Origin of the sequence: Leptolyngbya sp. FACHB-321, from assembly GCF_014695975.1 — a bacterium.
Taxonomy (GTDB): Bacteria; Cyanobacteriota; Cyanobacteriia; order Leptolyngbyales; family Leptolyngbyaceae; genus Stenomitos.
In genome coordinates this window covers 70,405-82,931 of sequence record NZ_JACJPI010000082.1, presented here as the reverse complement: position 1 = coordinate 82,931, position 12,527 = coordinate 70,405, and the positions used below count along the sequence as shown (strand labels likewise).

Sequence of the window (12,527 nt, the reverse complement as noted above, 5' to 3'; positions counted from 1 at the left end):
GAATAAATAATTGAACGTTGTATGCCTTAATAGAGTACGGACTTCTGGTGCTTCGCCATTCTTGCATACCGCATTTTTTGTTTTGGAATTTTCCTTCTAGCCAAAATGAAGGAATTGGAAATGGCTGCTCACATCCTGAGCATTTCATTAACAGTTTGAGCTTATGACGATCGCACCTTGAAGTGAATTTAGCTTTGAACTGCTACTCAATTAGGTGTAATAACATTCAGCTTTTAGTACAAGGTAAAGTAATATATTCTTAAAAAGAAAACCTTTCTTTAGAAACGCTTCTGGTGTCTGGACATTCTCCGAAAATACATCCCACACTTGCATTTCTCTTCAGTAATTAATTCTGGAATCGAGAATAGTCTCTCACAAGATGGACATTTGTGAAGCAAACGTACTTGGTGTCTATGACAGCCTGCTATTGCTTTAAACTGCCATTCTAATCTGTGATAAGGGGCATCTGCATAGCAAGAAGCGCACAACCGAATTGGTTCCAGCTTCATTTTTTGTTCTTTAGATGGAAAGGTTGGAATTAGTTTTTCCACCTCCAGACCAAGACGGTTACAAAATAGCTCAATTTCTTGAACGCTGGGAAAGGGATTGAAGCGAAACTTTTCCCAGCGCCCTAAAGCCGTACCCAGTCGTAGCTCTCTGCTTAGACTACCGATGGTAGACATAGCACTAACTTCTTGCGATCGAAACCGCACGAGATAGCTGGCGATACTCTCGCCTTCCAAGGGGTCTGGACACCAGCGTGGTAACTCAAATCCTTCGTCTGTCTCGTTAGACATACTTTGCCCTTCAAATCTACAGGTTGTAGAAAAACATAGCCCTCCACAGCAAGCTGGCTGCTTATGTGCCTGCTACTCGCTTCGATATGAATAGCTTTGTGAGGGTGGCTGTGCTGATTTGTAGCGGTTCGTCTAACGCTTGAATTGCTATTTGGCGTAGCATCTCATACAAAGGTTCAGCCTGCCCTCCACAACGGGTATAGAGGAAGTTAGGAACGCCAGGAATCGCCTTCAAATTAAGCTGCTTAGACCAGGAGCCTAAGACTTGAAGTTCCCATCTTTCGAGCATTGTCTCTATTTGGTTCTGCTCGAACCGCTGATATTGGCAGCAATCAAGAAAGGCGTTCCTAATCTCCTTGTATTTTTGACCACGCTGCTTATCAAGTTGGTCAAAGAACTCAAATAAGGACATAGAACCAGCAAGAATAATCGAAATTTTTAGATCTCGCCTCATTTTTACAAGTTCTTTGAGCGCCTCAACAGACAAAGCTTCTGCATAACCAATAATCAGAGTTCTCGTTTGAAATTTGTTCAGCGTACCGATCGCTTGTTTTCTCAAATCCCGTAACGATCCCATGCCTGCGAAGGGGTTCCCTGCTGCCTGAGTGATGCTAATAAAAAGGTCAGTCGGGGAACCGTACTGTTCAACGTCAGTGTAGAGCACTGGCATGGGAGTCAGGAATAGGTTTCCCCGTTTCCGCACGTATTGCATCTGATAAAATTGGCAAGATTTCCTCAAATCTCCAAAATTCACTCCAAAGACAAAGCCACTGGCACGTGATTCTCGCTGCGAAGACAGCCAGTCGAACAGGAGTTGGTCACGAGCAACGGCTGTGTAAGTTTCACTGTCACGAATGCGGTCAACTTCAACCTGTAACTCGGGCGATCGCTGGGGCACTGCCTCAATAGGCTGGGGAGGCGCGAGGTTGGCTGGGTATTGGCTAGGGACTGGTTGCGATCGCTCATTTGGTTGTGGGATGGGGTGAGGTTGAGCCATTTCCAGTTACCAGTTATCCGCAAGAAGTTGATCCCAATCGTAAGCAACGACTGGTTCATAGGAAAAGTCTACAGCATTAGATAAAGAAGATTCATCGGAGGCTTCGTCAGACCTTGAGACCTGATCAACAATTGACTCGGAGATAGCTTCAGCACCTGCCTGGTTTTCAACCGTACTATCTGGAACGTTAACCAAGGACGACGGCTCAGGAAGCGACTGCGATAGCGAAGTAGAGTTCGTTGTATTGCCAGCTTGGGACTGGCTGGCAAAAGCTTCAGAACCGGGTTGAGGGTCTGGATGCGTCTCAACCGACTGATTCTGAGGGAAAAGTTCAACCACTTTGGAAGTGTTCGTCTGCTGCTGATGCTCCTGGTTCGCCTGCTTGCGACGCTGCCGCTTGGACTGACGCTTCTCATCAATGAATTCATACAGTCCCAACCGTTCAGCAACGATCGAATCGTGATTAACCTCAACACCTCGCTTACAGAGCTCCCGCTTGTACCAGCGCAGTTCCTCCAGCGAAATCTGGTCTTGCTGTAAATCACGAGCATAAGCAGCACCAATATACTGACCCGGCTGTCCGTCAACGGGGCGAGTGTAAGCCAAAAGCGCAGTGATGTTCCGTTCGTCATACCGAAGAGAAATTTCCTCTCCTTGATAGGGAATCAAACAGTCACCCTGATAGATCAGCCGCGCAAACTCAACGCTGCCGTACTTTTCAACCTTACGGTGAGCAACCTTCATCAAGCAGACATCCAGACTCCGCTCGTCTAAAACCTCTGGTTCTGCTAGCAGCATAGAACGCCAACGTTCATGGCGCTTTTGGTGTTCGACTCTAGGGTATTTGCTCCAGTTGTAATTATCGAAGAAGTATCTTACTAAACGCTTCTCAAGTTCTTTGAGCGTGATGCAAGCGTGCTTTTCTGCATCTTTAGGGCGTTCCTTAACATTAGATCCTGTGTAACCTGGCAGTAGTGATAGCAATTCTTTGTTCAAGGTGTCAAAGATTGTTTCGATCAAGCCACCCGCTTGAGGAAAAGCTCGTAATCGTCGCTTAAAACTTGCCTGCATCGAGATCAGTTGAAGATGCTTTGATTTGAACTCCTTAGCGCGATCGGTCAGCCAGTACTCTGGTTTACCAAAAGCAATCTCCTTAGTCTCCAGTTCGTACTCTGGTCCGTACTGTTTGGGCAGCATTGCATGGCGTAGGGCAAGACCCACTTCATGGGAGCCTGCGGGTTCTAACCCAAGGTAAAACCCCACGATACACCCTGAGTAGCTGTCTGCGATCAGCGTCAGGTAAGGGCGTCCCCAAACCTCTTCGCCCGCATCGTCAAGTTCTAATATCGTGTCACCCTTCTCATCGACCAGTAGAATATCCAGCTTGGTATGGTCACACTGCCAGATTTGATTACTGTATCCAAGCTCCAGAATGCCTTCAGTCGTCTGGATGATTTGTCCTTCAGCCGGAGAGCCCGGGTGACGAACGTTCTTGTTCTTCCCCTTAAGGTAAAAGTCAATGACTTTAGAGACAGTGACATGGGACGGGCAGTTGCCTGCAACTAAGTCCTCACGTACTTTGCGATGACCCATGAATTGCTTTCTATAGTTCTTATCGCGTAGCCTCTCCCCTTGGGTTGCTAATGTTTTCAGCTTCTTGTGAACCTGATTCTTATTCATCCGGGAACCTTGTTTCTGCCCCCATTCGTAGGTAGCAATAACAAACTTGAACCAATGCTCTGGGATGCGAAACTGCCCCTTGTCTTTGCGACCCACTGCCAGCACGGCTGGTCCTTCACCGCTCTCGACACGCTGCACCAGCGTCCGAATTCTGCGGGGTGTTCTTCCTAGCTCCTTGGCTGCCCTATCGATCGCCTCCCGGCGCGCTTTCTTATCAGAAGCCTGAGTCACCGCATCAATCAGATCAATCTTCCGTTGCAGTTCTGGTGATATGTCGTTCAATAGCAGGGGAGAGTGCTCTTGTGTTTCCTTCTGAGCCTCTAAACCTGACGACTCAGGCATTTTCTCATCTTCCTCTGGTTGAGCCGTCATGACACTCCTTCGCTTGCTAAAAGGGAAGCAATTTGCTTTAAAGCACTTTAGCAAGCTCTGAAAGGAAAAGGAAGTATTTTGATTTAAGAATTGCTTAAAGAAAATAAAAGGCGTTGAGAGGCGTGAAACTGCTGTAGAGTAGGGATTATACGCCTTCTGAGTCTCTCTGGGAGAAAGGGAAGCTAATTCTTTAAAGTGTCGTTTAATTCTTTAATGTACAACAGCTGGCGTGTAATAGGTTTGAGCTTGAATCCAGGACTGGGCTTCGACACTCGAGGCAGGGTCAAGGTCAATCCCGCCCATTAACTCGCGGGCTTGGTCTACCCAGTAAGGGAGGGTGTACCACTCATTCGAGTCGCTGGAGTGCTGCACCGCACAGTCATGGGACTTCTGTGGCGGTAGGAGGAGCCCATGCTGCCGGGCCAAAGTGGTGATGTGCACTAAAGCCGCAGCAACCTGCTGCCGCTCTTGCTCTAAGGCTTGGAGCTGTTGACCATGGGCGATCGCCGCTGGGGTGTAGTCAGACGCGGCGGGTGACAAGGATGCACTCGACTCGCTAACAGACTGCAGCTGCACAATCGCAGCGGTCAGCTGTTGGTGTTGCTGTTGTAAGTCCTGAAAGCGCATGGTCGCGTGTGTGTCAGTAGTACACAAATTCTAGCGGCTAACACACCGGCGGGCACATCAGCCAGTCAAGTGCTGGGCTTACCCTGCCGCCGGTACCTTACTTGAGGCTGGGTGGCTTAAGTCAGCAAGCGGGAGCGCCACTACCAGACCAGGGTCAAACAAGGCTATAGCGGTTGTAGTTTGACAGGTTGCTGCCGAGCGGGTAGTGCTCAAGAGTGTAGACCGCCGGTGTGTATTCACGCGTGCAAGGGCTGACCACGCAAGGCCGCCATGAGCCAGTAGTCACTCAAGGAGTCTAGCAGGAGCGGCAGCGCCAGCGCGAGCGCCACCTCTAAGTCCTGTTCTTGAATATCGATAATACAGTTGTAGATGAGTTCAAAACTGATGCGGTCGTCTGGTGTCATCACCTGAAACTGACCGTTTGGACTATGCTGCAGCTTTTCAATCTCTGCCAAACCGACAGCACCCGTAAGCTTGGGTTCGCGCCCATCCCGGAGCAAGGTAAACTTTATCTCTGGATGCAGCGCCACAAGCTGGTTAAAATTTTTGATTCTCGCTGTGAAAGTCGTACCACTGGCGTTCAGGAAGCCAATGACAAACTCCTGTTGCGCGGTTCGAATCCGTAAGTGCTCGGGTAGCTTGCTTCTGCCGACACGCAAGGGCTCGAACTCTAAGGCTTGATGTAACTGAAACGCCGCAGCGATCGCCGCTAGTTTACCAATTTCATTGGCATCCTGAATGATCGTGGGTCGCGTGTAGTCTGCCGCGAGTGCCAGCCGCTTTTGGCTCAAATAGTCCGCGACTACAGCTGCGACTGACACTGGGGCGCTGGTAGTGTCTAGGTCAGGTGGTAAGGACTCGGCGTCCGGCGGGCTCAGACCGAGGGGTGCCACCTCTGCACGGCTAGACGGTAGGTCGCTTGGCGATAGGCTGCTCCAGTAGGGCTGCAGGAGACTCACCATCTGAGCCATGACTTGCTCCAGTTGGTGCAGGCGTGCCGTCACCGAGCGCTCGGCCAGCGGTGTGGCTGCGTCCGTCGGTCGGGGTAGCGGGGTGTTGTGGACGCGCGCGTGGAAGTAAGCACCAGCCTGCTTCAGCACCGCGCGGATGGAGGGCTGACTCAGGATGCTGGCGCGTGCCGAGGGCGTGAAGAGGGTCTGCCACTCCAGTCCTACCGCTTGGGCTCTCAAGCTGAGCAGTGCTTCGAGCTGGGCGGCACTGGGACGCTCCAGCGGGACAATGTAATCGGACACGCGATCGACGACCGAGCCATCAAAGCAGCTTTGGAACTGCTCCCACCGCTCTGGAAACAGGTTCAGGATGATGAGGCTGTGGGGCACATGGGTCAACAACTCTTTCACGGCTGCACCAAAGCTCTCCAGGATCAGGGTGTTGTGTGGCAGTCCCAAGCTCTCGAGCTGATCGAACACGATGATGAGTGGTTCATCGAGGGTGGATAAGCGACCAAAGACGGTGATGGCAGCCAGAGCAAACTCTTCCCGGCTCATGTCCTCTTGCCAGTTCTCTAACCCAATACTCTCTGCTTCCGCCGTCTCCAGTTCTGAAGCGGCGAGCCAGCGCCGTACCAGGTCTTTTTTGTGGGGGTCGCTGTAGCTGCAAAACTTGATGATGCCCCTGAGGATGGTGACGGCATCGCCAGCGGCGGTGTAATGTCGACCCCACCACTCCGTAATATGGCGTTCAATATACTCCCACCGGGCCCGATGCCGTTGCGTCTCTTCCGTGCCAGAGCGGCTGTAAAGCTGCAAGCTATTCTCCTGAAACGCGGCCAGAATTTCCCGCCCTTTCTGTGTCCCCGTCACTTGCTCCAGTGAACTGAGAATGTTGACGAAGCTGTTGGCTAGGAGCAGTTCCAATTGAGTGCGATCACTACCGGCCACGGGCTCCGCTAATGACTCTAAGATGCGTGAGTAGGTGTGGTGCAGTACCGCCGTTGCATTGTTGGGTTGGCGGATAAACAACAGGCGATTAGTGCGGAGCAGCTCTTTAGCCAGACGCATGATCAGGTGGGTTTTACCGGAGCCAGCAGCTCCCAGTATGACCGCGCCTTTGCTTTGCTGATTGGGGTCAGCCTTGACATCACCTAAGGCTGCTTTCAGGAGGGCAAATTCAGCTTGATACACCGCCTGCAGGTCCAGGTGGTCTTGAAAGGGGTTATCCACCCGGCTGCTGCTGTAGGGATTGGGTGTGTGTGGTGATGGCGTGGGCAAGGCTCTCCTTTGTTGGTGCTCCAGGATGGTTAAGTAAAGCTGATGGGTAAAGGCCGCATCGTAGTGGGCGGTATGCGCTTGCTCGGCGTTGAAGCGCCTGCCGTTGACTTGTAGCTGCAGACACTGGCTGAGGTGTGCTAACGAGTAACTCTCAAAGGGCGGCAAGTGTTGCTTGGCCAGTTCCCAGGTACAGAGAGTCTTGAATCTGATCCAAGGCATATTAGCTTGGCGAAAACTGCCCTGCAGCACGTCTAGATCATGCTGGGCGTAATGGCAGACGACCGACTTGTTCCGTGCTAGACGAGTGATGTCTTGCACAATCGCTCGCAGCGGTTTCAGGGGACGGTAGCTATTAGCATGGGCTGGATGCTCTGCTACAAAGGCTTCGTAGAGGAGTTGCCCTTGGCTGTCGAGCACGGCCAGCTCACGCAGTGCGGGGCTGCCCTCTGTGTCAATGACAATAAAATCCAAGTGATGATGCTCCTCTAGGCCACTGGGCTTCCAGTTAGGATGCCCCTGCACCCAGTTGGGCCAACAGGCAACGGGCACTGGCTGGCTATGGGAACGCCAGATTTCAAAGTAAAGTGCTGTTCAAAGTAGGGTTTCGGTCTAACATCCTCTACGAAGATCAAGGCATTGTTTCTGGTCTGATTGCGGCAGGATCGCCCTCTTGATGAAAACCTTGAGAGTTTCTCTGCTGACTGGGCACTGTTTAAACAGAACCAACCCAGTCAAACACTCACTGCTTGAGGCAAGACCATGACCAAGTGCGCTTATGCAGCGACCGTAAGCACCTTTCTGAATGATGTCAGGACTGGCAGCTTGCAGCGTTTGATGGAAGAGGGCGCGCGCACGGCCGGGTTTGGGTTTGGCAAGTCGGAACAATACTCTTGGAGTGCCAACGCACCGCACATAGCGCGTTTGGTCAAGCATGTCCATCCAGAGGCCATGATTGTCTTAGAATTGCTTGAACCAATCGCGCGCTGCCGCGCGGATGTTGTCCTCTTTGGCGTTGATGCTGCTGGCACACAACGCCTCATCGTTCTAGAGTTAAAGCAGTGGAGCAGTTTTGAGGTTGTCGAAGACTCACCCGACTTTGTTCGTGCCAATGTCTATGGCTCTAGGATTACCGAGATTCTTCACCCATCCTTGCAAGCCGCTCTCTTTGTGGAGCGTTTGCGTTATTGGGTTGAGTCTTGCCACAGTCATCACCGCGCTGCTCTCAGCTGTAGTGCCTACGCTGTCCTGTTTAGTCTGCCTGAGCCTGCGATCAGTAGCCTGCGAGGCGGCCAATACTCGTCGCTACAGGAGAGAGCGCCGACCATTGGCGCACCTGAAATCGAGCTATGCGCGCACACTGAGCCGAGAGCTCAAACGAGGCGATGGACAAGTGGTTTACGACCGTTTTGTCTCCAGTGCAATCCGACCCAGCAGGCAATTTATCGAATTTGCAGTGGCCGTCATCAACGGTCGTGACAAGTTCCCACTGATTCCCGAGCAGTACCTCGTCTACGATGGCATCCGTCGCGCACTCATCAGTGCGGTCAGAGACTAAGCAAAAGCCGTGATCGTTGTTTCAGGCGGACCTGGATCGGGGAAGACGGCCATTGCGCTGCAGTCTTTGGCTGCAATCCTTGAAGAGAATCGACGTCCAACCTATGTCGTCAAGTCAGCTGCAATGAAGACGTCTGTGCAAAAGGAGTTGGGCAATCATCTTCAGCCTCTTATTTCCTACACTGATCGCTTTAGATATCGACCTCAAAATGCCTGTGACGTCGTTTTGATCGATGAAGCTCACAGAATGGATGGCATCGCTGCCATTGATTGGGCCTCTGGTCAACGACAGTACAAGACACGTGCGGCGCTAGATGCGTCACTGCCCATCGTGCGCGAAATTATTAGAGCTGCCAAAGTCAGTATCTTTTTCATCGACGAGAGGCAGATTATTCAACCGAAAGAGGCCAACCAGATTGCTGACATTCAGACAGCTGCTGCTCAAGAGCACGCTACGGTATGCCATTACCAATTAGAAGCGCAGCACCGACTCGCAGGCTCACTCGAATTTCTGCACTGGGTTGATGAGCTCTTTGCTTCACCCCAGCCGACTCTGCAGCCACTTGGCGATGTAGGAGCCTTCGAGTGTGAGGTGGTTGCTAGCCCGGCTGACTTGGTAAAAATCCACGAAGACTGGGAGGCACAGTTCCCCAATCAGTCGCGGCTGCTGACAGGATGGTGTTGGGACTGGGCCCAAAAACCCCACGCAGATGGTTCTCTGGTCGACGAGGTGATCATTCCAGACGTCATTGCCTATCCCTGGGAAGCGCCGAAGAAAGGAAAACCTGGGCGTCTGGCCAAGGGCCTTGCCAGAGGCGAGTTTTGGGCTACAGCCCCTTCGGGCGCACAAAGTTTTGGCTCTGTCTACACGGCCCAAGGTTTTGATCTGCCAACCGTCTGCTTACTTTGGTCACGTGACCTTCTCTGGCGTGAAGCGCGTTGGGTCGGCAACCCACTACGCACGCAGACAAGACCCGGCCAGCGTGGTGGCTACCCTCACTATGACAATGTTGATCCTCAACTTTCTCAGCTCGATGATGTGGCGATCGTGCCGTTCTTACTCAATGTCTACCGCATTCTCATGACTAGGGCGACTAAACGCTTGTACATTGCCTTCTTAGATGATCAGACCAGAGAGATGGTGCAGAGCCTACTTCCTACGACAAAGTGAACTCCTTGAGCTATGTAATTGATAAGATTGCGAAAAATATGACTTTTTAATGCTTGCTAATAAAGGCTTCTAGCCACTTTATTTAACTAAGACATTCTATTAGTTGTTCTAAAATAATAGAACAATAGTTTTGGTAAAGCTTGAAACGTTGTAACACTTTTATACCAGACTTTCCAAGCGATTAGATTGTTCTAAAACTGCTCTGAACGCCTATTCTGAAGTGGAAGGGGTAAAAGCAGCCGCTCTATCAACTAGCAAATACTGAGTCTAAATGGATACCCTCATACGCTTGTCAAGTTCATAGCAATGATGCGTGTAAAAGTGAGCCGTTTCATCAAAATGAAGTCAATGCAATCATTTCTGCTAAGGCTCACTTTCTTTGTGTTTAGTTGCTCACCCTGCAAAAGTCTTGATTCTAAGCCTCGCTTTGATCGCTTCTCTCAAACTCAATTTGAATCAGGCTTTTCAGCTCGTCTTGCACTTTTTTGATCGTATGATCAGCGCAGCCCTAAAGCCATCCTAAGCGGCGCAGAAGGGAGCGAATGAAGCGGCGAATTGCTTGCACGATTTGAAAGAGCGATGAATTGGCGTGGGTGGGTAGCTTGGTCTCGTGAAGGCTGCGGATGGGCAGCCCCATCTGCTGACGGGTAGTCTCTAGATTTTTTCGCACCATTTGAGTGTTGGGATGATGGCTGCCTGATGTTCTCTCAAACATCGCCAAAGCCTGTGCATACAAGGGTTCAGCTTCACTCAGCCGTCCTCGTGCGCCGTAGAGCGCTGCCAAGTTGTGGAGATTGGTTGCCACAGTGGGGTGGTCGCCTTGAAACAGCCGTTTCGTCATCGCCAAGGCTTGCACATACAAGGGTTCGGCTTCACTCAGCCGTCCTTGTGCGTTGTAGAGCGCTGCCAAGTTGTGGAGATTGGTTGCCACAGTGGGGTGGTCGCCCTGAAACAGCCGTTTCGTCATCGCCAAGGCTTGCACATACAAGGGTTCGGCTTCACTCAGCTGTCCTTGTGCGTTGTAGACTCCTGCCAAGTTGTTGAGACTGCGTGCTAAATCAGGGTGGTCGCCTTGAAACAGCCGTTTCGTCATCGCCAAGGCTTGCACATACAAGGGTTCGGCTTCACTCAGCCGTCCTTGTGCCTTATAGAGATAGGCCAAGTTGTTGAGATTGGTTGCCACATCGGGGTGGTCGCCTTGAAACAGCCGTTTCGTCATCGCCAAGGCTTGCACATACAAGGGTTCGGCTTCACTCAGCCGTCCTTGTGAATAGTAGAGAGATGCCAAGTTGTTGAGACCGATTGCCACATCGGGGTGGTCGCCCTGAAACAGTCGTTGCCTCATTGCCAAGGCTTGCATAGACAAGGGTTCGGTCTCACTTAGCCGTCCCTGTGCTTTGTAGACTCCTGCCAAGTTGTTGAGATTGGTTGCCACATCAGGGTGGTCGCCCTGAAACAGCCGTTGCATCATCGCCAAGGCTTGCACAGACAAGGGTTCGGCCTCACTTAGCCGTCCCTGTGCCTTGTAGAGCAATGCCAGGTTGTTGAAACTAGTTGCCACAGTGGGGTGGTCGTCCTGAAACAGCCGTTTCGTCATCGCTAAGGCTTGCACATACAAGGGTTCGGCTTCACTCGGCCGTCCTTGTGCGTTGTAGAGGTAGGCCAAGTTGTTAAGACTGCGTGCTAAATCAGGGTGGTCGCTCTCAAACAGCCGTTTCGTCATCGCTAAGGCTTGCACATACAAGGGTTCGGCTTCACTCAGCCGTCCTTGTGAGTCGTAGAGTCCTGCCAAGTTGTTGAAACTGCGTGCCACAGTGGGGTGGTCGCCCTGAAACAGTTGTTGCGTTAGCGCCAAACACTCTGCATACTGAGCTTCTGCCTCCTTAAATAGGGCTTGTCCTTGATAAAAGCGGGCAAGTCCGTTGTAGATCCAATCGAAGTCAGCATCGGCTTGAGGCCAAAGAAAGCGCTTGGCGACTTCTTGGACATGGGATCGCACCACTCCGAACCCTTCAAGCTCCTTTGTCGTTGGGTTATCTGGCAGCTGACTCGCGATCTCGATCATCTCTGCCACAAACGCCGCTCGTAAAGCATCATCTCCTGTCGTCTCAACGTCGATTCTTTCTTCATCCCGCAAAAACTGCTGCACGAGGGGATGCAGACGACACCAGCCCAACCGCTCCCATTCAATCTGCACCAGTGAGGCGTTCTCTAACTGTGCCTTCAGTGCCCCCAACTGATACGTCTCTCCCTCTACGCACTGCATTATCCATTCCGCCCAGTCCCACGCAATCCAATCGAGCGCAAAATAACTCAGCAAGCGTGCCACTCGTCGCGCCTCTGCTGACAGCGTTTCCCAGGTCAAAGCAAACGCCGCCTTGACGCCTCGCTCGGCTGTCATTTCATAGTCAGGCGATCGTTCCAGCGCCGAATCTTGCATCCCATTGGCCTGCAATGCAGCCCACACTTGAGAGAGCGTTTTATAGCGATCACTCGCCAGATAGCAGCCGACCAACTCGATTCCCAGCGGCAAATAGCCCAACCCCGCACATAGCTGATCGGCAAGCCCAGGGTCTTGGGCAACGCGTCCAAATTTCTCTAAAGAGGCCAGCAGCGATCGCGCCTCGTTGGGATGCAGCACCTCTAGCGTGATAGTGGGAAAATTGGGTAAGAGAGCTTGCAAGCGCGTCGTCACCAACACTCGAAAGCGATCGGCTTTCGGGAGGAACGAGCGGCACTCCGCCCAGTGCATCACATCATCGAGCACGATCAGCGTCAGGCCATCAGGCTGCCAATGCTGCCAACACCACTGCGCTAGCGCTTCCGCTTCCGTGATGCGCTCTTTCGCTGCCTGTAAGCCTGGTAAATGTAGAGCAAATTCTGCTTTCAAGACGAGCTGAGTCGCCAGATCTCCAGTGCGGCCATTGAACCAAGCGATACCCCCCGGATAGCTCGCCTGGTTTCGCTTTGCATACTGCACCGCCAGCTGCGTCTTACCTAGGCCACCCATGCCGGCCACGGCTGAAATCACGGCTCCTTCAGACGCTTGCAAAAGCTCATGCAGTCGCGCCAATTCATCCACCCGTCCGACAAAGTTT

Annotated in this window: 7 protein-coding genes; 2 read left to right on the top strand and 5 right to left on the bottom strand. The window is 51.9% G+C overall.

What is annotated here, in order from left to right:
- Nucleotides 1-858: 858 nt before the first annotated feature.
- The 4 genes from H6F76_RS25375 to H6F76_RS25360 form a co-directional block, all read right to left on the bottom strand.
- Complete coding sequence (locus tag H6F76_RS25375; protein ID WP_190512480.1) at nucleotides 859-1,794, bottom strand: AAA family ATPase; 936 nt, start codon at nucleotides 1,792-1,794, stop codon at nucleotides 859-861.
- Between the two features lie 6 nt (nucleotides 1,795-1,800).
- Nucleotides 1,801-3,846 (bottom strand): Mu transposase C-terminal domain-containing protein, encoded by a 2,046-nt coding sequence (locus H6F76_RS25370; RefSeq protein WP_190512479.1) that lies wholly within the window; start codon nucleotides 3,844-3,846, stop codon nucleotides 1,801-1,803.
- 210 nt (nucleotides 3,847-4,056) lie between these two features.
- Entirely contained in the window at nucleotides 4,057-4,473 is a 417-nt protein-coding gene (locus H6F76_RS25365) for a hypothetical protein (RefSeq protein ID WP_206754415.1), read from the bottom strand.
- A 236-nt stretch (nucleotides 4,474-4,709) separates the two neighbouring features.
- Complete coding sequence (locus tag H6F76_RS25360; protein ID WP_190512475.1) at nucleotides 4,710-7,175, bottom strand: exonuclease; 2,466 nt, start codon at nucleotides 7,173-7,175, stop codon at nucleotides 4,710-4,712.
- 288 nt (nucleotides 7,176-7,463) lie between these two features.
- Between H6F76_RS25360 and H6F76_RS25355 the strand changes: the two genes are divergently transcribed.
- Together H6F76_RS25355 and H6F76_RS25350 are read left to right on the top strand one after the other, a co-directional pair.
- Complete coding sequence (locus H6F76_RS25355) at nucleotides 7,464-8,180, top strand: hypothetical protein (RefSeq protein WP_190512473.1); 717 nt, start codon at nucleotides 7,464-7,466, stop codon at nucleotides 8,178-8,180.
- A gap of 88 nt (nucleotides 8,181-8,268) precedes the next feature.
- On the top strand, nucleotides 8,269-9,429 hold the full coding sequence (locus H6F76_RS25350) for a DNA/RNA helicase domain-containing protein (protein ID WP_190512471.1): 1,161 nt from the start codon (nucleotides 8,269-8,271) through the stop codon (nucleotides 9,427-9,429).
- 508 nt (nucleotides 9,430-9,937) lie between these two features.
- Here the strand turns inward: H6F76_RS25350 and H6F76_RS25345 are convergent.
- Entirely contained in the window at nucleotides 9,938-12,511 is a 2,574-nt protein-coding gene (locus H6F76_RS25345) for a tetratricopeptide repeat protein (RefSeq protein ID WP_190512469.1), read from the bottom strand.
- Nucleotides 12,512-12,527 lie beyond the last annotated feature (16 nt).